Source organism: Rheinheimera texasensis, from assembly GCF_964031785.1.
GTDB classification, from domain to species: Bacteria; Pseudomonadota; Gammaproteobacteria; order Enterobacterales; family Alteromonadaceae; genus Pararheinheimera; species Pararheinheimera texasensis_A.
Genome location: NZ_CAXIRE010000021.1, coordinates 728,359 through 753,784 on the forward strand (window position 1 = coordinate 728,359; position 25,426 = coordinate 753,784).

Here is a 25,426-nt window from a genome sequence, read left to right on the forward strand (position 1 = left end):
AAACACAAAGCTGCAACCAATAATTACATTTATTTTACTTTCATCAAAAAGTCAGCTGGCCTAATCTGGCCGGGCTGACAAAAACCGGCTTAGGCCTGATACAAAGTCCTAATCCATTTCTCTTCGGTGATAAAGTTCCAGCTCCAGCTTTTCCACTGTGTTGACAAGCCTTTGGCCACCGTCTGGTCAGCAGTTAAGCCCTGCGCTTTCATCGCCTGCACTTCCGCTAATGTCTGCTCCATCATCGCCAGAAAACGCTGCAGCCCGGCTTTATCCATCAGCTCGCCATGGCCGGGAATGATTTTGGTGCTGTCGTTTATTTGCCCGAGAATGGTTTTGGTGTTGTTGATGTAGCCGACGACTGAGCCGCCGCTGTTGAGGTCAATAAAAGGGAAACGGTCGGCAAAAAACAGATCGCCCATATGCAATACATTCTGTGCTTTAAACCAAACGACTAAATCACCGTCGGTATGGCTGACCGGCATAGTTTGCAACAGCACCTGCTGATCATTGATTTGCAGCGTTTTTTCGCCGCTGAAAGTTTCGGTCGGTAATCCTGCTTTATTGAACTTGGTATCGCTTTGCAGGCGGCTCAATACCGCTTGGTGTGCAATGATTTTGGCTCCGCCAGCGAGCGCAGCATTACCGTCGGTATGATCTTTATGAAAATGCGTGTTAACTAATGTGTTGACCTGCACACCGCTTTGCAGCCGCTGCAGCTCAGCTTTGACCAAAGGCGCCGTCGCGGCAAACTGCGCATCCACCACCAGCGCGCCATCTTTACCAAGCAGAGCGCCAATATTGCCGCCACTGCCGTTCACCAGATAAAGATTTGGCGCCAGTTGCTGGCTGCTGACTTTAGGCGCATCAGCGGCCGAAGCAGAATTCACGAATAAAGCGCTGCCAAAGAGCGCAAAGGCCGGAAATAAACGAACAGAGAGTGTCATTGGCAAAGTTCCTGTGCTGTTTTTATGAAGTTGTTTTCTATGCAACTTCTTACGCCACTGACGCTAAAGCTGATCAGTACGCCAACACAAGCCTTTGCCTGTAGAATGCCATTAAGGTGCGACCGCTGACTTCTCACAGCGGTGTTCGCTTTTATATTTGCCTTCCCGATACAGATAAGACGGCAACTGTACTTCGGCCAGCGCCTTTTCATATTGTTGCCGGCTGGCCGGTAAATCACTTAGTTGCAGGGTCTTTTTCGCTTCATCATAACTGCCGCGCACCACAGTGCCATCCGGTTTTAAGATGGTCAGGCCGTCTGGTTGCTTCAGCGCAAAGTACTGATCAAACTGAATGAGCGCCCGCCCCGGCGAGCTGTTATCAAGCGTCAGGTCACGGCCCGTCATCGGATGGCAGCTGCTGACGCCCAGCATCGACAATAAAGTCGGCGCCAAATCAATCTGGCTGCTTAGCGTATCGATAGTGCCGGCTTTGGTGTCAGCACCTAAAATCAGGCCAGGGATGCGGAATTTCTCCACCGGAATGAGATTAGAGCCGTACACACGGTTGTCATGGTCAGCCACAATCAAAAATATTGTGTCCTGCCAGTAACTGCTGTTGCGGGCCTTCTTAAAGAACTGCCCCATGGCCCAATCAGCGTATTTCACCGCATTATTGACGGTATTTTTCGGCTCTTCGTGTAAATCGATGCGGCCGTCCGGGAATTCAAAAGGCTCATGATTGCTGGAGGTAAACACCAGGCTGAAAAACGGCTGACCACTTTGCTGCCGTTGTTGTTGCAGCCGGGTCAGCTCCGCATCGGCTTTATCGAATAAATCCTCGTCACTGGCGCCCCAGCTGGCGACAAACTTCGGTTTTGTAATCTGATTGATATCAACGATTTGGCTAAAGCCATTGCCGGTGAAATAGCTGCGCATATTGTCAAAATGCGCTTCACCGCCATAAATAAACTGGGTGTGAAAACCAGCGGCTTTGAGCACAGACGCCAGCGTGGTGAAATTTTGCTGGCTGTTGGACAGTTTCACTGTGCTTTGCGCCGGCGTCGGGGCAAAACCGGCGACCACGGCTTCAATGCCACGTACCGAGCGGGTGCCGGTGGCGTACAGCTGGTTAAACCACAACCCCTGTGTTTTCAGCTGTTCCAGCTCAGGCGTGACCGGCACACCACCAAGCGACTCGACAAAAGTGGCGCCCATACTTTCCTGCAGCACTATCACCAGATTCAGCGGTTTGTCGCGCTGCACCGTGGCCTGTTGCCGGTGCCAGGTTGGCAACGTGGTGTCAGTAAACTGATACTGCTTCAGCCAGGGCCAGTCCAGCGCCTGCTGTAGCATCGTTGCTTCATCAAGTTTGCCGTACATCTCGGTCGAGCGCGCTTCGTGGCGCAGGCTGTAAATGGCATAAAGCACGGAATAACCTGAGCTGATGATCAATGAATTGACCATCGCATCCGGTGTAATGGCAAATAACGCCGGATTGGCCGGTCTGTGCTGTGTGGTGGAACGGATACTGATAAACACCAGCACCACCACCAACGGCCAGCTCAGCCATAATTTTTTGTTGGAAGTACAGCCTTGCTGCTGCGCCACTGCGCGAAAATGCCGGGCCGCCAGCACCACCAGCAACACCGTAAAAGCACTGCCAAGCAGCAGCGGCACCCGAAAGCCATGCCACAAAGTGCTGAACACTTCTTTCGGGTATTTCAGATATTCGACGTATAACCTGTTGGGCCGGATGTCGTATTGCAGGATAAATGACGGCGTGGATAATTCGATAAAAATCAATAAGGTGAGTGCAAACAAACACCAGACATAACTAAAACGCCGCCACAGGGTTTTAAAACGGGACAATGCCAGCACAGGCGCCAGCAACAACGGGATCACCAGCAGTAAACCGAGCAAAATCAGGTCGGCGCGCACGCCCTGCACCAGCATCCACAGCGGATTGCCAGCCGCTTGTACCCGTTCCCATTGCCACAGCATCAGCGCGACACGGCTTAAGGTTAAGCCGGCCAGCGCCAGCAGAATAAAATGTGTAAAGACCAGATAAGGGCCGCTGATCCGGCTGAATAATGACTGTTGTGACATCAAATCCCTGCAACTTTTTGTTGTTTTACATCGGGTATTGTCGCGGCCGAGTCTTAAAACAACCTTAAGGTTAAAGCGGTTCAGGCAGCAACAAAAGCGTCACAAAACTTACCTAAATTCAGCGGCAACAGCAAGGGTTAGCTGCGAAGGAACAGCACAGAACGGCCGCCCGGCGGCTGAACGCTTAAAATTCATACTCAAGCGCAAAGCGCAGCGTGTTATTCACCGTTGAAGCGTCGATGGCAAAAATCACCGCCAGCTCCCATTTCAGCATTTTCATCTGCTCAAACTTCTGCACGCCCATCAGGCTGGGGCCGACACCTTTATAATTTTCGCCGGCATAGAATTCAAAGGCCGGCTGCAATTGCGGTAAATACCGATAACGATATTGCAGGCGGAATTCACCTTCCAGCTCATTTTCGATGTTGTTACCCCATTCATACACCGCCAGCGCGTTTAACGTCAGGCTGGTTGGGCCGAATTCTTTTTCCATCAAAAGGCCCGTGGTAAATTCGAAATTGCCCAGATGGTTGACCCGCTCCAGTTCAAACAACATGCCCCAGTCGGCGCTGTATTGCCCTTGTTCGGTCAGCATCCAGCGCAGTTCCAGTTCATAACCGCTGATCTGATAATCCTGTGGTGAACGACGCTCAGCCATCACATAAAGCTCCAGCGCCAGCTGGTCTGCGATAGCGCGGCCATAGCCGAGTTTTTGCGCCATATCGTTGTCGTTCTGATGCTCGTTTTGCTTTTGGTACACATAACGATATTCAAATTCCTGCTCGTACGGCTGGACATAAGGGTGATAAACCTTGTCGACCACCCGGCCATCCGCCAGCGCCTGCTGGCCACAACCCGCAAGTAGCAAACACAGTGCAAATACTCTGGCGAAAAACACTTTGCTGGAAAACACTTTGCCAGAAAACGTCAGGTTCATGATGTTGACTCCCGCTGGCGCAGCGCCAGCAACACAAGCAGCGTCAGGCTCCAGGCCAGTAACTGGCCCTGGCTGGGGCTGGACTTATAGCCCAGCAACGCATTGAGAAAATAACCGAGCTCCGAGCTTTCATCGATCCACAGGTGCTGCGACCACACCGGTGCCGCGCCGCCCAGCCAATCCATCTGATGCAGAATAAACACCGCCGCACTGATTTGCCGCGCCGCACTGAAACACAACAACACCGCAGCGACCTGCCGCCAGTGCCAGCGCAGTTCCAGCACCAGGTGATACATCAGCACCGCAATACTGAGGCTGATGCCACTGCCAAGCGCAGCACCCAACCATAAGCTCTGGCTGTCATCGAGCTGGCGTGGGTATAAAAACAAATACAGCACCAGATTACTGCCATTGACCAATAACAACGCGACCACAGCCAAGGCTGCCAACCAGTGATGCTGCCGGTTCTGCAGCAATAACGCCGCGACAAACACAGCACAGAGGCCATAACAACAGGCGTACCAGAATTCCAGCCCCTGCCCGTCCAGCAGTTCCGCCAGCAAGCTATATTGACTGCTTTGCAGCACCAGTAAAGGCGCGCCGAGCAATAACACCCGTAGCAAAATAGCGCGCATCGCCGCAGGATTGGCCGCGAGCAGCAGACTTAATAACAGCACTACCGGCAATAATTCACGCAGCAGCAAAATCACGGTATTAATCAGCATCATTGCCTCCGGCCTGAGGCAGCGCTTTCCAGTCTGCTTCCGGCAGCGCAATCAGCTGGCCTTTGGCACTGTCCGGATTATATTCGCCACTAAAAGGGTAAGTGCCCGGCAGCAAAGGTCCGACAAACACCACTCCGCTGCTGTTGCCTAAAATGACTTTCTCCCGGTTCATCGAGAAACTCTCAAACTCTTCCGGATTAGGGTCCTGATTATGAATAATGATTTTGACTTTTTTGCCGGCCGGCACCTGTAAAGTACTGGGGCTAAACAAATGATCTTTCAGCGTCAGCTCAAATACCGGCAAGTTGTCGGCAAAAAGCTGCGCCGGCCAGCACAGCAGCATCAGCACTAACTGAAAATAGCGTCGGGGCAAACCAGGTTTTAGTGCAGGTTTCAGTGCAGGTTTTAGTGCAGGTTTTAGTGCAGACTTTAGTGACACAGCGGCAACTCCAGAGTCACAGCCAGGCCACCAAGCGCCGAGCGGCCAAGCGCCAGCGTGCCCTGATGTAACAGCGCAATATCCTGCACTATGGCAAGGCCAAGCCCGCTGCCGGGCTGACCCGACTGATGCCGGTCGCCGCCCACCCGATAAAAACGTTCAAACACGCGCGAATATTCCTCCGCTGCTATCCCCGGGCCCGAATCCTCGACCAATAACCGGGCCTTTTGGCCATCCTGCACTACCTTCAGCTGGATCTGACCATGCTCCGGCGTATATTTGCTGGCGTTACCAAGCAGATTCACCACCAATAATTTTAAGGCAAAAGCATCACCATCCAGCCAGACCAACTCATCCCCTTCCAGTGCCACCTGCTGGTGCCTGCGTTCAATTTGCGGGTACAAGTCTATCACCACTTCACGGCACAGCGCGGCAAAATCCAGTCGTTGTAATTTGGCAGAAAAATGCGCCGGATTGGTGCGGTTCAGCAGCATGATCTGTTCAATCAACGCGCTCATCCGGCTGACGCCATCCTGTAGCGCCGGCATAATGCGGTCCGGATCGGCAAGGCCGGCATCCTGCCAGCGCTGCTGGGCATTATGTAAATTAACCTGTAATACGGCGAGCGGCGTGCGCAGTTCATGCGCCACATCGGCGGCAAAACGTTTCTCTCTGGCAAAGGCATCATCAAGCCGCACCAGCAGCTGATTGGTGCCACTTAATACCGGGTCGAGCTCAGTCGGTGTTTGCTCCAGCTGCAGCGGCGTTAAATCATCAGCTTTTTTCTGCGTCAACTGGCGGGTCAGCTCCAGTAATGGCTTTAAACCACGGCCGACCAGCAGCCAAATCAACAGCGCCTGCAGCGGCAGGCTCAGCACTACCGGATAAATCGACGCCAGCACCACCTGATCGGATAAAGCCAGTCGGTCCTGCAGCGGCTGCGCCACTATCACCGTCAAATCATCGATGCTCTGGCGAAAGGTTTGCCAGCGTTTGCCGGCAAAATTTTGCTCGCTGTAGCCGTCGGCGGCACTCAACAAAGTTTCGGGGGTTTGCGCACTGTGATACACCAGCTGACCGCCTTGCCATAACTGAATGGCGTTGGCTTCAGCCAACGTCGACGTGCTGTGCGGGTCATCCGGTAAATAAGGTGCCAGTACACTGGCCGCTAAGGCTTTGAGGTCATCATCAAACAGTTTTTGCGCCTGAGCGCTACTTAAGCGGTAACTTTGCAGCGCAGCTAAAAAGCTGGTCAGCGTCAATAAGGCGATAAGCAGAGTCACCAGATAACGCCGGATAGAGGTCATGCCACACTCACACTGTAACCCACGCCACGCACGGTTTTGATAAAGTCTTTTGGCAGTTTTTTGCGCAAATTCGAGATGTGTACTTCCAGCGCATTGCTGGCCACTTCTTCGCCCCAGGCGTACAAGCTGGCTTCTATCTGCTCGCGGGTTTTGATGCGGCCGGCTGATTCCAGCAACAGTTTCAGCAGTACATATTCACGGCGTGACAAGGTTAAAGCTTCACCATCGACCTGCACCTGATGCGCGCTGCTGTCGAGCACCACCGGACCTACTGTGATGAGATGGCTGCTGGCGGTACCAAGCCGACGTTCAATCACGCGCAGACGGGCAAAGAGTTCAGGTAGCGCGAAGGGCTTGACCAGATAATCGTCGGCGCCTAAATCCAGACCACGAATGCGGTCATCGACGCCGTCCCGTGCGGTCAGCACCAGCACCGGTAAGCGCGGGAATTTGTGCCGGGTTTGTTTTAACACATCCAGGCCATCGATATCCGGCAGACCTAAATCCAGCACCACAGCGTCACAATCGCCACTGCGGATACTGGACAGTGCTGCCGCACCGGTGCTGACATGGTTCACGGCAAAACCCTGTGAGCTCAGCGCCAGCTGTACACCTTGTGCCAGCGCCTGATCGTCTTCTACCAGTAATACCCGCATCCGTTCTCCGTATTTATCCTCGTCATCTACCCAAATCTTTGAAGATGTTGGGTAGATGTGACTGACAATTATTTTTTCAGTTTTTTCTGCACTTTGGCCAGCAAGTTGGCAATTTCCTGCTGCCGGCCGGCATCAGCACTTTCGCGGCCCGGCCGTGGCGCTGCTGCTTTAGCAATTTCAAGATAACGTAAAGCTTCGGCCCAGTCGCGTTTTCCTGCTAAATAATCGGCGTAAAAGTAGTTTGGATCAATCCCTTGTGGGTTTTGCTGCAGTGCTTTTAATAGTAATTCTTTGGCTTTTTTGTTGTCACCAAAACCAATAGGCCAACCCGGCACTTTTGAATACAACACCCCCAAACTGGTGTAAGCCGAGCCTTGCAGTGCAGTCGGGTCCAGTGTGATGGCTTGCTCTAAGTCGGCTTTGGAGCCTTCCGCCACCGACAAAGCACCTAACCCGCCTTTGGCATTGGCATAACTCGATTTGATAATACCGCGCCAAATCAGCGCTTCGGCTTTATCCGGATTGCTGCCGACCACTTTGTCTGCGGCGGCCAGTAACTCCGCAAAAGCTTTTTCGCGGTCATCTTCTGGCAGTGCATAATTGACTTCAGCCCAGCGGTCCTGCAGCGGTTTAATATCCGCCAGCACGTCGGCCAGGACGCTGGAACTCAGCAATAACGTCACGGCAGCGAATAAAGATTTGATCTGTGTTTTCATGGGATTAAGCCTCTGAATGAGAAAGTTGGGCGTAACGACGGATCACGGCCAGCTTGGCGGCCAGTGCTTTGTCGACGATACCGGGGAAAATCGCATTAACCCGGACGAATAATTGCTCAGGCCAGCCGACAAATCGCCGCGCCTGTTCTTGCTGAATTTGCTGCGACAGTGCTGTGGCTACCAGCTGTGGGCTGTCGCTGTGGTTCCCCAGTTCGCGGTTCATCGCCACCACTGCATCAGTGTTAATCGCGGTATCAGTGGCGCGCGGCGCGAAATACAACACCTGCACGCCAGTGTCGGCCAGCTCACGTTTGAGCGCTTCAGTAAAACCGCGCAGGCCAAATTTGCTGGCACTGTAGCCGCTAAAACCGGGATAACCGATACTGCCAAAGGCCGAACCGACATTGACAATCAGCGCTTGAGCTTTGCGCTGCAATTCCGGCAACAAGGTTTGCGTCAGCAGCATCGGCATTAACAGGTTGGTGCCTAGTTGTGCGGCGTAATCCTGTTGCGCCACCAGGCCAAACTGACTGATGCCAGCGTTGTTTATCAGCACATCAACGCCCTGCAGCTCACGGACAAAGGTCAACAGATGCTGCCGATCTTCTTCTTCGGTCAAATCTGCGCTAAAGATCTGATGGTCGGCCGGATATTTCGCTAAAAGCTCCGCGTGCAGCACCATCAGACGTGCGGTGTTGCGCGCCACCAGCACTAAACGGGCACCGGCGGCGGCGAGCTCCAGCGCTATCGCCTGACCGATGCCACCACTGGCGCCGGTTAATAACACCGTTTTGCCTTTGAGGTTCATTACACCGCCTCCGCTGTGGCAGTAACGGCAAGCTTGGCAATGCCATGCTCTGGTGTCAGGGTGCGGAAAATATCGCCATACAAGCGGTAGAAACGCTTCGCCGCATGGATAATCAGCGCCTGATCGGCCGGGTCGTCGATTTTATCCATCAGATTTTCATAGAATTTAATATGGTCCTGGTCCAGCGCACCGTGTGATGTCAGGTAGCTGAACGCCGATTTTGGTAACTGCAATTTAGTAGCGATGGTTTCGGCGGCATTTTCAGCCAGCGCCGTCGACGTGCCTTCGAGCACCAACACCATGCCAAAAAAACCAACCGGATTAATACGGCGCACCGTGTCATAGGCATAAGCGACCATCATCTCGGTGGCAAAAGACGGCGTGCTGCGACGGGCCATTTCTTTGTCATAACCACTGCGTTTGATGTCGTTTAAGATCCATTCCTGATGGCCTAATTCTTCTTCGATATATTCGGCAACGGCTTCGCGCAGCCATTCTTTGGATTCTGGTAATAGAGCACCGACACTCATCAGCAGCGGCACTGTGTGTTTGACGTGATGATAAGCCTGGGTCAGAAACGCCACATAATCGTCGCGACTGATGTCGCCATGAAAACAGCGGGCGATGATTGGCGCGCCCAGCAGGTACTGACGGTCTTGTTCGGTCGCTTGTAATAAAGTCTGATAAAAGCTCATAAATCACTCCGATCCAGCGGTTTTCCGCAAAAAATTAGGTTCAGTGTTTCAGGCAGCCGGATACAGTGCTGCTATCTGCTGTTGATATGCTTGCACAATGGCGGCGCGGCGTGGCCGGCCATTGCTGGTTAAAGTGCCTTCTGCCTGTGACAAAGGAGTTGTCAGGCGGTGATAACGCGCCACCCGCGCATAATCCGGCAATTGCTGATTGACCCAGTCGATATAGTCGTTGAGCTGGGCGTCGCTGACCGTTGGCGCGGCGTACAGCACGGCCACACAATAGGGTTTGGCATCACCACACAACACGGCCTGTTGCACCAGACCGGTTTTGGTCAGCTCGCTTTCCACCCATTCCGGTGAAATATTGCGACCAAAACTTGAAATCAATAAGTTATTGCGCCGGCCCAAAATTTGTAAATCACCATCGTCAGTCCACTGACCTAAATCGCCGGTGGCAACCCATTCATTCTGCTCTGGAGCGCTTTGCCCCATATACCCCAGAAACGGCGTTTTGACCTGAATTTCGCCTTGTTCAATCCGCACGGCCAGATGCGGCAGCGGTTTGCCGGCGCTTTGTAATTCATCATCTGTGGCGTTTGCGGCATCGACACTGCAAAGTGCGACCACTGAGCCACATTCACTTAAACCATACCCCTGATACACCGGCAATTTCAGCGCTGCAGCCTGACGCAAGGTATCCACCGCCACTTTGGCACCACCGACCGCAATAAACTGCAGACTGGCCGGCACAGGCCAGCCTTTTAACGCCGCCTGCACTAACAATTGCAGTAATTCCGGCACCAGAATGAGGCTATTGGGTTGAGTCTGACTAATCAGCCCGAGTAACTGCTGAGGGTTGGCCAGACTGCTGCCGGCAAAACCACGGCCGGCATCCGGCATCAGCAGCACTTCACCACCGGCTAATAACGGCGCATAAACACCAGCGATATTTTCCAGCAGCAAAGACAGGGGCAGCAGGCATAAATGCCGCGGTTGGCTTTGCGCCTGCAATTTGGGGGCAATGCGTGTGACCAGACTTTGCGCGGTATCCAGCTGGGTTTGCGCTGACAAACACACGCCTTTGGGCTGACCGGTCGAACCTGAGGTAAAAGTAATTTTTTGCGTGCCGGCCGGCACTGGCTGCGCTTGTTGCTGCAATGCCGCAGGGGTCTGGTACAGATAAAAACTGCGGCAGCGGCCACGTAAAGTCAGACCCAGCTGCTGTGCCCACTCTGTCGGCACTTCGCGGTCCGTCAATAAAAACTCCGGCCCCACCGCGCTTAATACATGCGTTAACTGGCCGTGACTGGCAAACAGTGGCAGTGGCACTAATAACTGTTGGCACCTGAGGCAAGCGATATCTAACAACACCCAGTCCAGGCTGGTATCGGCCCATAACACCAAACGCTGGGCGGATAAGTCGGTCAGAATTTGCTGCCACTCCAGCACGGCCGCTTCGATAGCGCTTTGATTTAATGACTGCCCGGACACCAGATCAGTCAAACGGGCACTGGCAGGCACTTCAAACGGAGCAGCAAACTGTACGGCAAACTTCATCAGACTTCCCCTTAGTGACCGGCTTGTTCAGACAAACTGGCGCCTGCGCTTTGCAACAAAGGCAGAAAACCACCAAGCATCTGTTGTAACTGCGGCTTGGCCATAATCAGTTGATAAGCCGCTGCTAAATCCAGCTGACAAACCTGCGGATGACGCTGGTAATAACTGCCCCAATCGGCGGCGGCATCACCTAACCGTCTTGGGTCACCTTCTGCCAGCACATTTAACTGCAGACCATGGCGGCTTAACATCGACATCACTGTGGGTGTGGCACAGCACACCAGATGACGGTAACCCTGCTGATACAGCGCCACAGCCATCGCGATAAAAAGTAATAAGGTTTGTTGCCGGCCACTGGCGTACAGATTGCCAATTTCGGCAACCTGAGCACGCTGCGTCTGGATACCGGCACTTGCGAGCACTGTGCAGATGTCGGCATCAAGATATTGTTCAACAAAAAGGCGCGGCGCGAGGCCACTGCGAATGCCCAGCACGGCCTGCCACTGACCGTGCAGCGTCACAGCTAATAAGTGTGGCATAAACTGAGTGATGCGGGCGTCGTACGCTGCGGCAAAGCCGCCTGCGATGAATTGCTCCAGGCTGTCACGACAAGCGTGGTTGCGGTCGCACCACAACAGCTGGGCCTGGGATGACTCGGTACAGGCAGACTGGCTTTCTTTGAAGGCCAGAGGTGGCAGGTATTCAACCGGGGACAGCGTTACAGCAGCAGTCATTTCAACCTCTCCACAGGTCTTCTTTGATGATGCTGATTCTGGCGGGGGAAACTTAAAGCAACCTTAAGGTTAATTAAGGTTGCTAAATTCGTTGATGAATTAAATTAACGTATTGAAATGAATAGAATTTAAATCTAAATTTAAATTTAAATCAGCCGCCAAAAATTAACTGCCAAAACGACGGACTTCTTTCTTTGTGATACTGCTTTTTCAGCGCATCAACTTCGCCCAGCAGTTGTTTGGCTTTGTCGAGGTTCTGTTCAGCCAGCGCACCTTGCACCAATACAAGTTGTGCCGCGACTTTGTCCAGCCCCTGCTGAAACACTTGCTGTTTTTCCGGCGTAAACTGATAAGCCTGCACCGACGCGGTTAATTCAATAAGCGCCTGTACTTTGGTTTGCATGCCTGGCACATCAGTCGCCTGCATCGCCTGCTTAAAATTCAGCCCCATCTGTTTCATTGTCGCTTCGACATCAGTGGTCGCTGCGACAGCGGTTGTCACCGGCTCTTCGGCCAAGACCGGCGCCGGATGCATTAGAAGCCCGCTGAGGAATACCAAGGTACAAGAATAAAACTGCAGCCCTTTCATAACTACTACTCCGAAAAATGGTGCGCCAGTTTAGCACAGTTGTTTGCTCTGTTGCCTCAAAGGGGCGGATTGGCTAGACTACGGCGGTTTTTTCCGACGTTAATCAAAGTGAGAGAGCAGCCATGGGCGCGCAATGGAAATCCAAACACAAAGCTGATGCCGCAGCGGCAAAAGGCAAACTTTTTACCAAACTGGCCAAAGAAGTCATGGTTGCTGCGCGCAATGGCGCAGATCCGGCAATGAACTCCAAACTGCGCATGGCCATTGAAGCCTCACGCAAAGCCTCGATGCCAAAAGAAACGCTGGAACGCGCTATTAAAAAAGGCGCAGGCTTACTCGACGGCCCGGTCAACTACGAACACGTTGTTTATGAAGGTTTTGCGCCGCATCAGGTGCCGGTGATTGTCGAATGTCTGACCGATAACAAAAACCGCTCAGCGCAAAGTATGCGGATTTTGTTCCGTAAAGGTCAGCTCGGATCTTCTGGTTCTGTGTCATGGGATTTCAAACGCTTAGGTCAAATTGACGCCTCACCTGCCAACGCAGATGCCGACATTGAAATGGCGGCGATTGAAGCCGGCGCGCAAGATTTTGAGCCGGGTGAAGACGGCGATGCGGTGTTTTACACTGAAATGACTGATCTTGATCTGGTGGCCAAAGCCCTGCCGGAATTTGGTTTTACCGTGTCAGCCGCCAAGCTGATTTATAAACCAAACAACCCGCTCAGCATGTCATCACTGTCGGCCGAAGCACTGGCCGAAGTTGAACACTTCCTCGAAGCCATTGAAGACGACGACGACGTCCAACATGTGTACGTTGGCCTTGGCGAATAAGCCAAGCACAGTCGCTGAAAAACCGCCGGAAGGCGGTTTTTTTATTCGCTGCCATCCATGGCGCTCTCCTTTCAGGCCAACGCTTTGCGTTGTTAAAAACCACTCCCGGTGGTTTTTTTATTTATTACATACTCAGCAGCGCCAATACCGATACCAGCCCAAACACACCGACACCGGCGCAGACCGGCCAGCCTAAAGACCGGGTGCGGCGCCAGACCAACACCGTCACCAGACTTGCCAACACTGTCGCCAGCCAGCCGCTAGCGGTTTCACTGACAGGGATCAGCGACACGCCGAGCATTGCGGCAATCATGGTCGGAGCCAGCACTGTAAGCCAAAGCGGCATCGCCTCACCCTGCCGCACCGGGTCGCGCCGGCGCAGATGGCGCTGCATCCACAGCAACGGCAGCATGCGCAGCAACAAAGTGCCGGCGGCACAAGCCAATAACGTCAGCCAAATCTCAGTGCTCATGCTGCGCCTCCGTCCGGGCTGTTTGTTGTTGCAGCAAATAAAACACCACTGCACCGCACAAGGCCGCCAGCGGGATCGCCAGATTGCTGTGGCCGGCTAACTTCAGCGCAAGCGCCACCAATGCTGTGCTGCTTAAAGTACAGGTCCATTGCCAGGAGGTAAACCGTGGCGCCAGCAGCACAATAAACAAGGCCGGCAGCGCAAATGGCAGCACTTGCCCGAGCAGCGGCCAGCGTGCGGTAATTTCTGCCCCGGCGACAGCGCCAAGCGCAGTGCCGGCGATCCAGCTGCCCCAGGCAATTAAAGCTGCGCTGCAATACCAGCCGAGACGCTGCGACTCCGGCAACTGCGGCAGCCGGGTATGCGCCAGCGCAAAAATCTGGTCAGTCAGACCATGCATCAGCCAGGGCCACAAACGGCCTGATGGCAGATAAGGTGCCAGATTCGGTCCATACACCACATGGCGGGCATTAATCAGCAGCGTCATGACTATGACCAGCCACAGCGGTGCACCGGCTGCGACCATGGCAATAAATAAAAACTGCGAGGCACCGGCATAAATCAGCGTCGACACCAGCACTGCCGCCCCTGCCGTAAAACCAGCCTGCACGGCAATCAGACCAAAAGAAATTGCCACCGGAATATAACCGCCCAGTAGTGGTAAGGCATCACGCGCCCCCAGTCGCCAGGCTGAGATATTACTCATCGCACAGCTCCTTCTGTTGATAAACAATAGTCAGCAGTGCCGTCACCCAATGCTCGCCACTGCGATACAAATGCGGCACATCGGCGGCAAACTGATGGCTGTCGCCGGCTTTGAGCCGTTTTATGCTGCCGGCGCCACCCACTTCAAGCTCGCCGCTGATCAGGCAAATCATCTCGACAGTGCCCTTGGCATGCGCTTCAGCCTGCCGTTCGGTATGAGGTGCCACCGACATCCAATACGCATCGACCGCCGGCTGATCTTTGCCCTGATCCAATAACCGCACCTGCACACCGGCATCACCGACCAGCGCCGCCACCGGCGCAATTAAATTGCCAAAAGGCACACCAAGCTGCAGCGACAGCCGCCAAATGGTGTCGAGCGTCGGGTTCCCGGCCCCCTGCTCCAGCCGCGACAAATTTGATTTAGCAATACCGGCCGCCGCCGCAAGCTGCGACAACGACAACCCTTTGCTTAGCCGCAGGCCCTGAATATGCCGGCCCAGTGTTTGTAAACTTTCCGGATCCACGTCGCAGCCTCTTGTTGTTGGAGTAAAATCGTTCTTTATACAGAACGTTCTATATAAAGAACAGTCTGCTGTCAAGATCAACGAATGACGTAGGACCCGCCTGAAATGAAAACAGGAGCTGAAATCAGCTCCTGTTTTGCCTACCAACGAAAAACTATCGTATCGCTAGAACTTCAGCGCCACTTTGACTGAAGCATCCACTTTCGCCGCGTCGACATACCCAATCACCGACGGATTGGTGGCGACCAGTTTCAGCATTTCTTCGTCACTGCCAATTTCTTTTGGTGGTGTGCCTTTACCGGTAAACACCAGTTTCGACCAATAGGCTTTAAGCTGACTTGATGATTTTTTTAGTACCGCATCGTTAAAAGCAGTGCTCGCCGGCGCCGCATCCGCCAGCGCCAGTGGCACCACCGATTGACCATCGGCAAAGGATTTTTCCCGGCCGAGGAAAATCTTCGACACTGTCGCTTCATCCAGCTGATTATTGTTCGACGGATGCACTATCACAGCAACTTCAGCAAAGGCCAGCTGACTAAAAAGCAAACCACTGATAATCAATAATTTTTTCATCATGCTCTCCTCAGAACACCAGATCGATGCCAAATGATAAGATTTTGTAGTCACCAACCGCAGCTCTGGTATCGGTGCCACTGAAATAGTCAACTTTGAGTGCGGCACTGGGGTGGAAGTCATAACGTACAGTCAAACCAACACCATCAAACTCACGCTGACCAAAAGCGTTATTGATGCCTTTGCCGGTCGCCAGCAACACCGGATGCGTCACACCATTAAGGAAATCATGGTCCGGTGACTGGGCATAATCTTCGGTATGCACCGTCAGTATCACGTTGTCAAAACGCCGCCCCAGTGCCAGATACCAGGACTGATTGGTGGCGTCGGTCGAGTCTTTCACTACATAGTCGACAAACTCAAAATCCAGCAGCCAATTATCCCGATCTATGGCAAAGCCGCTGAACCAATAAAACGCGTCTTTGTTATCCCAACCGATCCGCGATTTAAAATCGTCGATCTGAGCAGCTGTCGCGCCGGTCTTACTGGCGGCGCTGATGCCTGCCGCAGCCAGCGGAAACACAGTGCTGTTGTCGATGCTGGTGCCGTCAATTTGCGCAGCAAAGACCCCACCAAACAGCTGCCACCAGTCACCGGCTAGCGTGGCATTGGCACTGATGATATTGTCCATCCCGAAATCGACAAAGGTGTTGGTCACCGCACTGAAGGATTCACCGGACCAACCGCCAAACAACACTTTGGTCGACAGACTGTAGTCGCCGATATTGTATTGGCTGTCCAGCGCGACCCCTTCAATGGTGCTGAAATCAAAATCGATGTAGACCGCTTTAGGTAAGCGGGAAAAATTGTGGGCATAACCGACTTTTTCGTATTCGGACTGGTGGAAAATCGGGTTGGCAAAACGGCCGGCGCTGAGCCTGTGGGTATCATTAAACTGGTAACTGATGTAGGCCCAGCGCGCTTCGACCTCAAAGTCGCTGCGGCCTTCACCAAACAGCTGCACTGTGGCGGTCAGTCCTTCGCCGAGGTCAGCCTGCGCCTGCAGCGCAAACAACGACTCAGGATTAAAGGACAGCTCGCCTTCTTCAAAACCGGGAAACGGCTCCAGGCCGCCATCGCTCGACACCGAAGTGCCGCGGATGGATGCAAAGCCGTTCAGTGTGACCTCAGCCAGTGCAGTCGCCGGCAATAACGCCGTGACCAGCACCAGACTGAGTGACCGGAACGATTTATTAGCCAATACAATAGGTTTCATCTCTATCCTGCCTTTTTTATGAAATGCTCTTCAAGCGTAGCCGAAGCCGCAGGCAACATAGAAAATTCGTGTTAAAACAGCAGTAACATCGCGATTGTCCGCCAAAATCGCCGGCATAGCGTCAGAAATGCCGCTGTTGTTGCTGTCGGTAGGCGCGAAAGCCGGTTAATGCCAGGCAGATAATCAAAAGCACACTGTATTCCATACCGTTACGACCAGCGCCGACAACAAACCAGCCAAAAGGCGCATGCACCATCAACAAACCGGTGGTATAGATGCCGATAAACCCCAGCGACAAAGGCCAGACCCATTTGCCGGCGGCATATAGCACTGTTGCAATGATCTCATAGCCAGTGACGGCGGCGGCCAGATAAAAACCGGCGGGCAAGCCCTGCGTCTGCAGCCATTCGCCAAAAGGCAGCACACCGCCGCCAAGCAACCGGGCCCAGCCGTGTGCGGCCAATAAGCCGGCTAATGTCAGCCGCAACAGCGACCATAACCGTGCGTCCAACTGATCCAGCCGATCGCTGTGCATATAATGCTCCTTCATTGTGAGGGGATCCTGCTGCGCAGCTACTCCAGCAAGGTACAGATCTGCGCAAATGGTTTTTTCTTCAGCGCATGGGCCGGTACCGTTGCATCGTCGGCCGGATAGCCTAATACCAGCAACATATAAGGCCGGTCATTGTCGTTATCGCGGCCACAAATCTTGCTTAAAAAACTCATCGGCTTCGGTGTATGGGTCAGCGATACCAGCCCGACCTGATGCGCCGCCTGAATCAAAAAGCCAGTCGCAATGCCCAAAGATTCATGCACATAGTAGTTGGTATCCGCGTCATTGTTGTCGATGCCACCGCGTTTTTGCGAAAAAATCACAATAAGCCAGGGCGCGGTCTCCAGGTAGGGTTTGTGCGCGTCTGTCCCTAATGGTTTTAATGCGTTCAGCCATTCTTCACCAGCCCGGCCATTGTAAAAACCGGCTTCCTGTAATTCCGCTTCCTGGCGGATTTGCTGCTTCACTGTGGGGTCGCTGATCGCAACAAAATGCCAGGGCTGATGATTGGCACCGCTTGGCGCGCTCGCCGCTATCCGGATTAAATCTTCGATAACCTGACGTGGCACCGGCTTGTCAGAAAAACTACGGATAGTATGTCGGCGCTGCATCAGCGCCAGATGCTCTGTGGCACGTTGTTGCAGCTGCGCATCATCATATTGAACAAAATCACTGAGCGGGTATTGGGTTTCCATCAGCAGGCTCCGGCAAATTTGGGCGGGGTAAAATCTATGTAAACACAAAGTGACTACAAACAGAAATCCGACCAACGTCAGCGCCAGGGATGCGGGGCCTGATGCAAGGCGAATAGTGCAGCGATATAATCGCCTTTTTACCCGAAGGAAACATGCTATGTCCTGGCTGATAGCCGTCGCTTCCACCAATCCCGCTAAAATCAATGCAGTGCGCGATGCCTTTGCTTTAGCTTTCCCGGAAACACCCAGTCAGGTGGTAGGCTTTAAAACGGAGTCCGGTGTCGCAGCCCAGCCGATGACTTCTGCAGAAACCTTACTGGGCGCCGACAACCGCTTGCACAATTTACAACAGCAACAACAAGCTGATTTTTATGTTGCTATCGAAGCCGGACTGGACGACGGCATGACTTTCGCCTGGATCCGCATCAGCGACGGCAAGCGTGAAGGCCGCGCCCGCTCCGCCTCTTTGCAGCTCCCGCCGGCGGCTGTACAACGCCTATCACAAGGCGAAGAACTCGGCGATGTGATGGATGCTTTGTTTGGCACGCAAAACATCAAACAAGCCGGTGGGGCTATTGGCCTTTTGACCCAACATAAGCTCAGCCGCAGCAGCGTGTATCAACAGGCTTTGATTCTGGCCCTAATCCCGTTTTTAACACCGGAATGGTTTTAACCTCTGCTTTGCGATGCCGGCTCAAACGCAAGTCTGCACCAACAAAATATTTTTTGCGGATATCGTCGAAAAGTAATGCTTGCAAACGACCACAAGCAACAGACGCTGCGCCAGCAGTGTCAATTGCCAAAACCAACAGGAGTTCATGATGTCGAAGATGATTTTCGTCAATTTACCGGTCACGGATTTAACCGCCAGCGTCGGCTTTTATCAGGCGCTTGGTTTTACGCAGAATATGCAGTTCAGCGATGATACCGCCGCCTGCATGGTGTGGAGCGACAGTATCTTGGTTATGTTACTGACCCATGCCAAATGGCAAACCTTTACCACAAGGCCAATTCCTGCCAGTAACAGCAGCGAAGTGATGCTGGCACTGAATGCCGACAGTAAAGACGCTGTGGATCAATTTGTCGCCATCGCCGGCGCACAGGGCGGCACTGCAGATGTGAATCCGCTGCAGGACCTGGGTTTTATGTACAGCCGCAGCGCGCTCGATTTAGACGGTCATCTGTGGGAAGTATTTTGGATGGACCCGGCTGCGCTGGGCTCTGACCAGCAATAACCTTAACCGGCGCTGGTATCCATCGGCTATCAGCGCTGGTCACTGCTTGTTTCGGTTTGTCAGAAATAATTCATCTTCGCGACAGCGGCTTTTAACCTGACTGACGGCGGCCTGACTGCAGCCTTGCCCTAACATGGCTGCAGTTTCCATCAGCGGAGTTGCATCATGCACCAGTCTTTGTTTTCTGCCCGTCGTCTTCTGATCGCCAGCACTTTATTCAGCAGCAGCCTGCTGGCTAGCGAACTGAACCACAACATCACCGCTGCCGATGTCAAAGCGGCGCAAGATGCCTGGGGCCAGGCGTTAATTCAAATCAGTCATGACCACCGCAGCGGCGGTATTGAAAAAGCCACAGCAACAGCCCGGCAAGTGTTAGACCAGGCCTATGGCTACAATCTGGGGCCGGTGTTGTTTAAGCCGACGCTGGCCAGCGGCGACACCACCTTTCGCACCACCTATGCTGGCGCGTTGGCCTATTTTGTTGGCGGTAACCCACAATTTGCTGACAAAGGCTTCGCCTTAAAAGGCTGGACCAAATATGAATATAAAAATGCCGGCGTGCAAATCAACGGCGATCTGGCGCTGACTATGGGGCACGTGATGCTGACCGACCTGAATGGTAAAGTCACGCTAGTCGATAAGACCTGGGGCTTTCGCAAAGGTGATGACGGGAAAGTCCGTATTGTACTGCACCATTCGTCATTGCCTTACAGCGCAAACTGACCGCTAAAACGGAGTCGCAGCATCACCCGGTAGCTTTGGCGGTTGCGGCGGTTTTTCATTACACTGCACTCTTTATTGCTGCGGGTCCGGAGCCTGTATGTTTCGTAACAAGCTGTACCTGGCCTTTGCTTTATTGGTCGTGCTGACGTTAATTCAGGCGGCCACGGCCGTCTGGGCCAATCAGGTGGCGGCACATCATGTTGAACGCAGCCGGGTTGCCAATCAGATGCTGGCTGGTTTTATCTCGTTGGGTGCAGACAAACAGCGGCTGAAAGTCTGGCTGGCGCAAGCCCTGCTAACCAATGACGATGCACCGGGCGTACGCGAACGTTATCTGCAACAGATGCAGTCGCACCTGCAAAAAATCAATCAGTTGCTGCAGAAAGACCAGCAACTGGCACAAACACCAGACGACTTCAGTGCCATCACCACACAATTAAAAACCGTATCTATCTTAGAGACCAACGTCGTGGTGCTGGAACGCAGTCTGGCACGCAAAGCCTCAGCCCCCAGTGCCCCTTTGAATGCGGCAGATACCTGGACCTTATTAATTGAAATTTTCGACAATCTGGAAGGATTGGATCTGAAGACCCTGATTGCACAGGCGATAGAGCTGCAACAGCAACGTTCGGCGGCGGCTGAAGCACAAGCGGCGGCAGCGCTGACTCAGGCCCGGCTGTTGCTGTTCAGTACCTGCGGTTTTGCTGTGGTACTGGCCCTGTTGCTGGCCGTGGTCTTGGCGCGTGCCATGTACCGGCCGATGCAACAATTGCTGGCCGGCACCAGTGCGCTGGCACAGGGCGTGTTGAGCACCCGCCTGCCCGAGCAGGGACAACAGGAATTTGTCGTGCTGGCCCGCAGTTTTAACCAATTGGCAGTCAGTCTGGACCGCGCCAGAGCGCAGGAAGAAGCTCACACCCGTCAGATTGAAAAAGTGGTGGCAGAGCGCACCGCACAATTGCAGGACGCGGTCAGTAAGCTGCAACAGGCTGAACGCATGCAGCAACGCTTTTTGGGCGATGTCAGCCATGAACTGCGCACGCCTGCGACCACGATACGCGGCGAAGCAGAAGTCGCACTGCGCGGCACTGACAAATCCGCCGCTGAATACAAAGAAAGCCTGCTGCGGATTGTCGAAAGCAGCCAGTTGCTGTCGAGCCGAATTGACGACCTGTTGTTACTGGTGCGCAGCGACCAGCCGTTGCAATTGCGCTTTCGTGATATCGCGGTCGCCGACCTGTGGCCACTGTGGTGTGAACAGGCGCAGCGGCAATGTACCGCCGCCCAACAGGCGTTGGTGATAACGCCGGTCAACGCAGCGATGCTGCAACAGCATCTGTTTATCGATTTGGATAAAACCATGCAGGCACTGCAAATTGTGCTGGATAACGCCATCCGTTATGGCCTGCAGCGTCCGCTGCAAATGGGCTTTCAAGTGACCCACGAACAGTTGCAGCTCAGCATTACTGATCAGGGCATTGGCATTGCGCCTGCTGCACAACATCAGCTGTTTCAGCGTTATTTCCGCGCCGAAAATGCCCGCAACCTGCGCCCAGATGGTCTTGGTATTGGGCTGGCGTTGTGCCGCACCCTGATGCAGGCGCAACACGGCACGGTGCAGATCCAAAGCCCGGCCATGCTCGAGTGCGGCGGCCTTGGTGGTACCACAGTTTTATTAAGTTTTCCGCTAGTCGGCGAAGAACCAGAGGATATGTCCTGATGCAAGTCCTGATAATTGAAGATGAACAACGGGTGGCTGATTTTTTGGCCCGCGGTTTAAAAGCCGAAGGCTATTTCCCCAGCGTGGTCAATGACGGTGCCGAAGCCCTGCATGCGATCAGAACCCAACAACCGCAACTGGTGATCCTCGACCGCATGTTGCCGAATCTCGACGGGCTTAGTATCTGTCAGCTGATCCGCGCGCAACAATTGCCGGTGCGGATCCTGATGTTGTCAGCGCTCGGCGATACCGCGGAGCGGGTCCGGGGCCTGACCAGCGGTGCCGACGACTATCTGGTCAAGCCTTTTGCTTTTGAAGAACTACTGGCGCGGTTAAACAATCTGGCGAATCGTCAGAATGACCAAACGCAGCGCAATTGCCTGCGTTTTGCCGACATCGAACTGGATTTAGACTTACGTCAGGTGCGCCGCGCTGGCGAGCTGGTGAGTCTGACCGCAAGGGAATTAAATTTACTCGAATTGCTGATGCGCAACCCGCAAAAAGTGCTGAGCCGCGAACGCATTCTGGCTAACGTCTGGAGCATGAACGAAGATCCGCTCACCAACGTGGTGGATGTTTATGTCCGCCGCCTGCGTAATAAGCTGGATAAAGGGCACGCCGCAGGATATGTCCGGACACTACGTGGCACCGGCTACTACTTAAGCAGCGACTAGGTGCACATCGTTTAACGATCCAACAGCAAAAGTAGCGCCAACCAGTTTACAGGCCGGTTGGCGCACAACTTCAAAGCTTACGTACCCAGATATTACGGAAACTGACCTTGTCGCCATGGTCCTGCAGTTTCAAAGGCGCACAGCCGTGTGCGGGTTGCTGTGGCGGACCAATCCATTCAGTAGTACCCAAAATTTCCGTATGGTTTTGCAGCAACACGCCGTTATGCAGCACTGTGACGTATCCTGGGCTCAGGCGCTTGTCACCGTCAAAACGCGGCGCTTTATAGATGATGTCATACACCTGCCACTGCCCGGTTGGTTTTGTCGCGTTTACCAACGGAATGCTTTGTTTGTACACTGCTCCAGCCTGGCCGTTCGGGTAAGTCGGGTTTTGATAGGAATCCAGGATTTGTACTTCGTATTTATCCTGGAAGAAAATCCCGCTGTTATTGCGCTGCTGACCGGTTTTGGCCGGATCTGCCGGTGGCGACTGCCATTCCAGATGCAGCTGGATGTCACAGAAGTTCTCCGCGGTACGAATATCACCACTGCCAGGCGTGACCGTCATCACGCCGTCTTTCAGTTGCCACTGTGCCGCGCCGCCATCTTTCACCGCACGCCAGGCCGACAAATCTTTGCCAAGCAAAGCGATAGCATCCGAAGGCACGTTCTGTTGGTTAAAACTGACGACTGCCGGCACCGGCGTCCAGACTTCGGTGCGGGCGGCCTGGGCATGGCGCTCGGCGTCGGTCATTTTGGCCAGTTCCGCCGTTGTTGGAAAAGTGCCGCTCGCCGCTTGCGAAGCTGGCGCCACCACGCTGAACACCAGCGCAGCGCTGAATAAAACCGATAATTGCTGCATAAAAAACTCTCACAAAGTGGTTCGGAGCGCTGCTAAAAGCAGCGCCGTCTGTTGCTTTAAAACCCAGGCTATAAAAACCAAGGCCGGCCATCAGGTCGCCCAGGCTTTATCGCCTTTTTTATACGGCAAAGCACCATCATAGCGCCCCGGCACTGCGACATACCGCAGCACTTCAGTGGCGCCCGTTTTGGAGGTGAAAAACACAAAAATACTCAGCTGTTTCAGTAGCGTAAAATAGTGTGGTTCGATGCTGGCATCGCCTTTGCGGTTTGACACATTGGTGCTGTCATTGCTGGCGATAGCGGCATTACGGGCACTGGCGTCTTTGTCGAGTTGCGTCAGCAAAGCGGTGCGCTCGGCAGCGGTCAGCTGCAAAAAATCGCGCTGATATTTTTGTTTGCAGCTTGCCTGCAGCGCCGCAAGCCCGGCAACAAACAGTGCTTGTTGTTTGGCGTCATAACAATCCTGCACCATCACGGCCATCTGCGCGCCAGATCCGGCATCTTTTGCACCCGGCGTGTCGGTGCGCGGTAAAATGGTTTCGGCAATTTCATCCAGCAGCATAATGTCGCCGGCGCCAAATAAAGCTTTGCTAGCCGCTGTGGTTTTGTGGCCCGAAGCCCAGGCTTCGCCGCCAACAAAAGCCAGGCCGGTGGCCGCCGCGATCATTTTTAACAGGTCACGTCTTTCCATCTCAGAGTTCCCCTTTTTTCAGTGCTTCGACGGCGAAATTGGCGGCACGCGCGGTCAGCGCCATATAAGTCAGCGACGGGTTGACGCACGACGCTGATGTCATGCAAGCGCCATCGGTGACAAAGACATTGGGTGCATCCCACACCTGATTATTGGCGTTGAGTACCGAGGTTTTCGGGTCGCGCCCCATTCGTGCTGTGCCCATTTCGTGAATGCCCATACCCGGCGCGTAATCGCCGTTATAGCCATGCACGTTTTTCACGCCGGCCGCTTCGAAAAACTCGACCGCATCCTGCATCATGTCTTTACGCATGCGCAGTTCGTTGGCTTTCATCTCGACGTCCATCGCCAGCACCGGCAGGCCCCATTTGTCTTTGACTTTCGGGTCGAGGAAAATCCGGTTGTCATGGTGTGGCAGCATTTCGCCAAAACCGCCCATGCCGATGGTCCAGTGGCCAGGCTCCGTCAACGCTGCTTTTAAGTCAGCGCCAATCGAGAGCTCTGCGACATCACGACGCCAGTTTTCGCGACTTGCTGCGCCCTGATAACCAAAACCGCGTAAATAATCGCGTTTATCACCGCCCCAGTTGCGAAACCTTGGCACGTAAAAACCGGTCGGCCGGCGACCAAAATGATATTTGTCGAGGTAACCTTCGACTTCGCCGTAAGCGCCAACGCCCAAGTGGTGGTCCATCACGTTGCGGCCAAGTGCATTGCTGCTCGAGCCTAAACCGCCTTCCCACACGTCTGTGGCTGAATTCATTAAAATCCAGGTGGAGTTAAAAGCTGACGCATTTAAGAAAATGATTTTGCTGGTGAATTCAACGGTTTGGTTGGTTTCACTGTCCAGCACTTCGACGCCACGGGCGCGTTTTTTGTCTTTGTCGTACAGCACTTTGGTGACGATCGAATAAGGCCGCACCGTCAAATTGCCGGTTTTCATCGCCACTGGCAACGTTGAGGACTGAGTACTGAAATAAGCACCAAACGGACAACCCAACCAACATTTGGCGCGGTATTGGCAGTTAACACGGTTTTGTTCAGGTTTAGGCTGCGTGATGTTCGCCGTGCGGCCACAAATCAGCTGACGGCTGCCACCAAAGGCTTTTTTGATCCGCGCCGCCACGTCTTTTTCGACGATATTGAGTTCAAATGCCGGCAAATACTGTCCGTCCGGTAACACATCCAGGCCATCGCGGTTGCCGGAAATACCAGCAAAACGTTCGACATAATCGTACCAGGGCGCTAAATCGGCATACCGAATTGGCCAGTCCACCGCCACGCCTTCTTCGAGGTTCGCGGTAAAATCGCGCTCGTTTAAGCGATAACTTTGCCGGCCCCATAACAAAGAGCGGCCGCCCATGTGATAACCGCGATACCAGTCAAAGCGTTTTTTCTCGGTATAAGGCGAGTCTTTTTCATTGGCCCACATGCCGAAAGTACTTTCATTGAGCGGATAATCGCGCTTTAACACCGGATAATCCTGCTTCATCTGTTCGGTCGGCCGGTCACGATGCGGATAGTCCCAGGCCTCTTTCATCGCATTGGTGTAGTCTTTGATATGTTCGATGTTGCGGCCGCGCTCCAGCAGCAACACTTTTAAACCTTTTTCGGTCAGCTCTTTCGCCGCCCAGCCGCCGCTGATGCCGGAGCCGACGACGATGGCGTCGTAATGATTTTGCGCAGTTGTCATCTGTTTTACCTGTGATCTGTTGTGTGAGCGCTCTGC

Annotated in this window: 29 protein-coding genes; 6 read left to right on the top strand and 23 right to left on the bottom strand. The window is 53.7% G+C overall.

The genetic code is table 11. The features are described 5' to 3' along the window. Window positions 1-89: 89 nt before the first annotated feature. The 13 genes from ABNT34_RS14830 to ABNT34_RS14890 form a co-directional block, all read right to left on the bottom strand. Window positions 90-947, bottom strand: a complete 858-nt coding sequence (locus ABNT34_RS14830) for an MBL fold metallo-hydrolase (protein ID WP_348732962.1) — start codon at window positions 945-947, stop codon at window positions 90-92. A gap of 111 nt (window positions 948-1,058) precedes the next feature. Continuing rightward, complete coding sequence (locus tag ABNT34_RS14835; protein ID WP_348732964.1) at window positions 1,059-3,053, bottom strand: LTA synthase family protein; 1,995 nt, start codon at window positions 3,051-3,053, stop codon at window positions 1,059-1,061. A gap of 184 nt (window positions 3,054-3,237) precedes the next feature. Further along, window positions 3,238-3,990 (bottom strand): hypothetical protein, encoded by a 753-nt coding sequence (locus tag ABNT34_RS14840; protein WP_348732966.1) that lies wholly within the window; start codon window positions 3,988-3,990, stop codon window positions 3,238-3,240. Next, entirely contained in the window at window positions 3,987-4,715 is a 729-nt protein-coding gene (locus tag ABNT34_RS14845; protein ID WP_348732968.1) for a hypothetical protein, read from the bottom strand. The genes ABNT34_RS14840 and ABNT34_RS14845 overlap by 4 nt, the downstream gene beginning before the upstream one ends. Beyond that, on the bottom strand, window positions 4,705-5,154 hold the full coding sequence (locus ABNT34_RS14850; RefSeq protein ID WP_348732970.1) for a cupredoxin domain-containing protein: 450 nt from the start codon (window positions 5,152-5,154) through the stop codon (window positions 4,705-4,707). The genes ABNT34_RS14845 and ABNT34_RS14850 overlap by 11 nt, the downstream gene beginning before the upstream one ends. Beyond that, entirely contained in the window at window positions 5,145-6,461 is a 1,317-nt protein-coding gene (locus ABNT34_RS14855) for an ATP-binding protein (protein WP_348732972.1), read from the bottom strand. Before ABNT34_RS14855 ends, ABNT34_RS14850 begins: the two co-directional genes overlap by 10 nt. Then, entirely contained in the window at window positions 6,458-7,117 is a 660-nt protein-coding gene (locus ABNT34_RS14860) for a response regulator (RefSeq protein WP_348732974.1), read from the bottom strand. Before ABNT34_RS14860 ends, ABNT34_RS14855 begins: the two co-directional genes overlap by 4 nt. Before the next feature lie 68 nt (window positions 7,118-7,185). Continuing rightward, window positions 7,186-7,833, bottom strand: coding sequence for a hypothetical protein (locus ABNT34_RS14865; protein WP_348732976.1), 648 nt, complete (start codon window positions 7,831-7,833; stop codon window positions 7,186-7,188). A gap of 4 nt (window positions 7,834-7,837) precedes the next feature. Then, window positions 7,838-8,641 carry an SDR family oxidoreductase gene (locus tag ABNT34_RS14870; RefSeq protein WP_348732978.1) on the bottom strand — a complete coding sequence of 268 codons (804 nt, stop codon included), beginning with the start codon at window positions 8,639-8,641 and terminating at the stop codon, window positions 7,838-7,840. After that, on the bottom strand, window positions 8,641-9,336 hold the full coding sequence (locus ABNT34_RS14875) for an iron-containing redox enzyme family protein (RefSeq protein ID WP_348732980.1): 696 nt from the start codon (window positions 9,334-9,336) through the stop codon (window positions 8,641-8,643). The genes ABNT34_RS14870 and ABNT34_RS14875 overlap by 1 nt, the downstream gene beginning before the upstream one ends. Before the next feature lie 48 nt (window positions 9,337-9,384). Beyond that, complete coding sequence (locus ABNT34_RS14880) at window positions 9,385-10,893, bottom strand: AMP-binding protein (protein WP_348732982.1); 1,509 nt, start codon at window positions 10,891-10,893, stop codon at window positions 9,385-9,387. Window positions 10,894-10,904: 11 nt separating this feature from the next. Then, window positions 10,905-11,627 carry a thermostable hemolysin gene (locus ABNT34_RS14885; RefSeq protein ID WP_348732984.1) on the bottom strand — a complete coding sequence of 241 codons (723 nt, stop codon included), beginning with the start codon at window positions 11,625-11,627 and terminating at the stop codon, window positions 10,905-10,907. A gap of 151 nt (window positions 11,628-11,778) precedes the next feature. Next, window positions 11,779-12,216, bottom strand: coding sequence for a cytochrome b562 (locus ABNT34_RS14890; RefSeq protein WP_348732986.1), 438 nt, complete (start codon window positions 12,214-12,216; stop codon window positions 11,779-11,781). A gap of 122 nt (window positions 12,217-12,338) precedes the next feature. Here ABNT34_RS14890 and ABNT34_RS14895 point away from each other — a divergent pair, with 122 nt between their 5' ends. Then, a complete protein-coding gene (locus ABNT34_RS14895; RefSeq protein ID WP_348732988.1) occupies window positions 12,339-13,049 on the top strand; it encodes a YebC/PmpR family DNA-binding transcriptional regulator in 711 nt (236 codons plus the stop codon). Between the two features lie 124 nt (window positions 13,050-13,173). Here the strand turns inward: ABNT34_RS14895 and ABNT34_RS14900 are convergent, their stop codons facing one another. From ABNT34_RS14900 to ABNT34_RS14930, 7 genes are all read right to left on the bottom strand, one after another. Next, on the bottom strand, window positions 13,174-13,521 hold the full coding sequence (locus ABNT34_RS14900) for an AzlD domain-containing protein (protein ID WP_348732990.1): 348 nt from the start codon (window positions 13,519-13,521) through the stop codon (window positions 13,174-13,176). After that, window positions 13,511-14,227, bottom strand: a complete 717-nt coding sequence (locus ABNT34_RS14905) for an AzlC family ABC transporter permease (RefSeq protein ID WP_348732992.1) — start codon at window positions 14,225-14,227, stop codon at window positions 13,511-13,513. The genes ABNT34_RS14900 and ABNT34_RS14905 overlap by 11 nt, the downstream gene beginning before the upstream one ends. Beyond that, window positions 14,220-14,753: an XRE family transcriptional regulator gene (locus ABNT34_RS14910; protein ID WP_348732994.1), complete on the bottom strand. Its 534-nt coding sequence runs from the start codon at window positions 14,751-14,753 to the stop codon at window positions 14,220-14,222. Before ABNT34_RS14910 ends, ABNT34_RS14905 begins: the two co-directional genes overlap by 8 nt. Before the next feature lie 165 nt (window positions 14,754-14,918). After that, window positions 14,919-15,326, bottom strand: coding sequence for a phosphate ABC transporter substrate-binding protein (locus ABNT34_RS14915; protein WP_348732996.1), 408 nt, complete (start codon window positions 15,324-15,326; stop codon window positions 14,919-14,921). A 10-nt stretch (window positions 15,327-15,336) separates the two neighbouring features. Beyond that, a complete protein-coding gene (locus ABNT34_RS14920; RefSeq protein WP_348732998.1) occupies window positions 15,337-16,542 on the bottom strand; it encodes a hypothetical protein in 1,206 nt (401 codons plus the stop codon). A 121-nt stretch (window positions 16,543-16,663) separates the two neighbouring features. Continuing rightward, window positions 16,664-17,077, bottom strand: a complete 414-nt coding sequence (locus ABNT34_RS14925; RefSeq protein ID WP_348733000.1) for a DoxX family protein — start codon at window positions 17,075-17,077, stop codon at window positions 16,664-16,666. 38 nt (window positions 17,078-17,115) lie between these two features. Further along, window positions 17,116-17,790: a nitroreductase family protein gene (locus tag ABNT34_RS14930; RefSeq protein WP_348733002.1), complete on the bottom strand. Its 675-nt coding sequence runs from the start codon at window positions 17,788-17,790 to the stop codon at window positions 17,116-17,118. A 157-nt stretch (window positions 17,791-17,947) separates the two neighbouring features. Between ABNT34_RS14930 and yjjX the strand changes: the two genes are divergently transcribed. From yjjX to ABNT34_RS14955, 5 genes are all read left to right on the top strand, one after another. Continuing rightward, window positions 17,948-18,463: an inosine/xanthosine triphosphatase gene (gene yjjX, locus ABNT34_RS14935; RefSeq protein WP_348733004.1), complete on the top strand. Its 516-nt coding sequence runs from the start codon at window positions 17,948-17,950 to the stop codon at window positions 18,461-18,463. 148 nt (window positions 18,464-18,611) lie between these two features. After that, a complete protein-coding gene (locus tag ABNT34_RS14940) occupies window positions 18,612-19,025 on the top strand; it encodes a VOC family protein (protein WP_348733006.1) in 414 nt (137 codons plus the stop codon). Window positions 19,026-19,190: 165 nt separating this feature from the next. Beyond that, the gene (locus tag ABNT34_RS14945; RefSeq protein WP_348733008.1) at window positions 19,191-19,748 is read left to right on the top strand and encodes a phosphoribosyl-AMP cyclohydrolase; all 558 of its coding nucleotides are present in this window, start codon (window positions 19,191-19,193) and stop codon (window positions 19,746-19,748) included. A gap of 97 nt (window positions 19,749-19,845) precedes the next feature. Then, on the top strand, window positions 19,846-21,468 hold the full coding sequence (locus tag ABNT34_RS14950) for a HAMP domain-containing sensor histidine kinase (protein ID WP_348733010.1): 1,623 nt from the start codon (window positions 19,846-19,848) through the stop codon (window positions 21,466-21,468). Continuing rightward, window positions 21,468-22,142, top strand: a complete 675-nt coding sequence (locus ABNT34_RS14955; protein ID WP_348733012.1) for a response regulator transcription factor — start codon at window positions 21,468-21,470, stop codon at window positions 22,140-22,142. The genes ABNT34_RS14950 and ABNT34_RS14955 overlap by 1 nt, the downstream gene beginning before the upstream one ends. 70 nt (window positions 22,143-22,212) lie before the next feature. Here the strand turns inward: ABNT34_RS14955 and ABNT34_RS14960 are convergent, their stop codons facing one another. From ABNT34_RS14960 to ABNT34_RS14970, 3 genes are all read right to left on the bottom strand, one after another. Next, complete coding sequence (locus ABNT34_RS14960) at window positions 22,213-23,004, bottom strand: DUF1080 domain-containing protein (RefSeq protein WP_348733014.1); 792 nt, start codon at window positions 23,002-23,004, stop codon at window positions 22,213-22,215. A 90-nt stretch (window positions 23,005-23,094) separates the two neighbouring features. Next, window positions 23,095-23,697: a gluconate 2-dehydrogenase subunit 3 family protein gene (locus tag ABNT34_RS14965; protein WP_348733016.1), complete on the bottom strand. Its 603-nt coding sequence runs from the start codon at window positions 23,695-23,697 to the stop codon at window positions 23,095-23,097. 1 nt (window position 23,698) lies between these two features. Next, window positions 23,699-25,390, bottom strand: a complete 1,692-nt coding sequence (locus ABNT34_RS14970) for a GMC family oxidoreductase (protein ID WP_348733018.1) — start codon at window positions 25,388-25,390, stop codon at window positions 23,699-23,701. Window positions 25,391-25,426 lie beyond the last annotated feature (36 nt).

Bases quoted from the DNA above. Each gene is read 5' to 3' on its own strand.
- ABNT34_RS14830 (WP_348732962.1), bottom strand. From the start codon at position 947: ATGACACTCTCTGTTCGTTTATTTCCGGCCTTTGCGCTCTTTGGCAGC.
- ABNT34_RS14895 (WP_348732988.1), top strand. From the start codon at position 12,339: ATGGGCGCGCAATGGAAATCCAAACACAAAGCTGATGCCGCAGCGGCA.
- ABNT34_RS14925 (WP_348733000.1), bottom strand. From the start codon at position 17,077: ATGCACAGCGATCGGCTGGATCAGTTGGACGCACGGTTATGGTCGCTG.
- ABNT34_RS14890 (WP_348732986.1), bottom strand. From the start codon at position 12,216: ATGAAAGGGCTGCAGTTTTATTCTTGTACCTTGGTATTCCTCAGCGGG.
- ABNT34_RS14960 (WP_348733014.1), bottom strand. From the start codon at position 23,004: ATGCAGCAATTATCGGTTTTATTCAGCGCTGCGCTGGTGTTCAGCGTG.
- ABNT34_RS14885 (WP_348732984.1), bottom strand. From the start codon at position 11,627: ATGACTGCTGCTGTAACGCTGTCCCCGGTTGAATACCTGCCACCTCTG.
- ABNT34_RS14845 (WP_348732968.1), bottom strand. From the start codon at position 4,715: ATGCTGATTAATACCGTGATTTTGCTGCTGCGTGAATTATTGCCGGTA.
- ABNT34_RS14970 (WP_348733018.1), bottom strand. From the start codon at position 25,390: ATGACAACTGCGCAAAATCATTACGACGCCATCGTCGTCGGCTCCGGC.
- ABNT34_RS14870 (WP_348732978.1), bottom strand. From the start codon at position 8,641: ATGAACCTCAAAGGCAAAACGGTGTTATTAACCGGCGCCAGTGGTGGC.
- yjjX (WP_348733004.1), top strand. From the start codon at position 17,948: ATGTCCTGGCTGATAGCCGTCGCTTCCACCAATCCCGCTAAAATCAAT.
- ABNT34_RS14950 (WP_348733010.1), top strand. From the start codon at position 19,846: ATGTTTCGTAACAAGCTGTACCTGGCCTTTGCTTTATTGGTCGTGCTG.
- ABNT34_RS14880 (WP_348732982.1), bottom strand. From the start codon at position 10,893: ATGAAGTTTGCCGTACAGTTTGCTGCTCCGTTTGAAGTGCCTGCCAGT.
- ABNT34_RS14945 (WP_348733008.1), top strand. From the start codon at position 19,191: ATGCACCAGTCTTTGTTTTCTGCCCGTCGTCTTCTGATCGCCAGCACT.
- ABNT34_RS14860 (WP_348732974.1), bottom strand. From the start codon at position 7,117: ATGCGGGTATTACTGGTAGAAGACGATCAGGCGCTGGCACAAGGTGTA.
- ABNT34_RS14955 (WP_348733012.1), top strand. From the start codon at position 21,468: ATGCAAGTCCTGATAATTGAAGATGAACAACGGGTGGCTGATTTTTTG.
- ABNT34_RS14875 (WP_348732980.1), bottom strand. From the start codon at position 9,336: ATGAGCTTTTATCAGACTTTATTACAAGCGACCGAACAAGACCGTCAG.
- ABNT34_RS14965 (WP_348733016.1), bottom strand. From the start codon at position 23,697: ATGGAAAGACGTGACCTGTTAAAAATGATCGCGGCGGCCACCGGCCTG.
- ABNT34_RS14835 (WP_348732964.1), bottom strand. From the start codon at position 3,053: ATGTCACAACAGTCATTATTCAGCCGGATCAGCGGCCCTTATCTGGTC.
- ABNT34_RS14940 (WP_348733006.1), top strand. From the start codon at position 18,612: ATGTCGAAGATGATTTTCGTCAATTTACCGGTCACGGATTTAACCGCC.
- ABNT34_RS14915 (WP_348732996.1), bottom strand. From the start codon at position 15,326: ATGAAAAAATTATTGATTATCAGTGGTTTGCTTTTTAGTCAGCTGGCC.
- ABNT34_RS14855 (WP_348732972.1), bottom strand. From the start codon at position 6,461: ATGACCTCTATCCGGCGTTATCTGGTGACTCTGCTTATCGCCTTATTG.
- ABNT34_RS14920 (WP_348732998.1), bottom strand. From the start codon at position 16,542: ATGAAACCTATTGTATTGGCTAATAAATCGTTCCGGTCACTCAGTCTG.
- ABNT34_RS14865 (WP_348732976.1), bottom strand. From the start codon at position 7,833: ATGAAAACACAGATCAAATCTTTATTCGCTGCCGTGACGTTATTGCTG.
- ABNT34_RS14905 (WP_348732992.1), bottom strand. From the start codon at position 14,227: ATGAGTAATATCTCAGCCTGGCGACTGGGGGCGCGTGATGCCTTACCA.
- ABNT34_RS14930 (WP_348733002.1), bottom strand. From the start codon at position 17,790: ATGGAAACCCAATACCCGCTCAGTGATTTTGTTCAATATGATGATGCG.
- ABNT34_RS14900 (WP_348732990.1), bottom strand. From the start codon at position 13,521: ATGAGCACTGAGATTTGGCTGACGTTATTGGCTTGTGCCGCCGGCACT.
- ABNT34_RS14840 (WP_348732966.1), bottom strand. From the start codon at position 3,990: ATGAACCTGACGTTTTCTGGCAAAGTGTTTTCCAGCAAAGTGTTTTTC.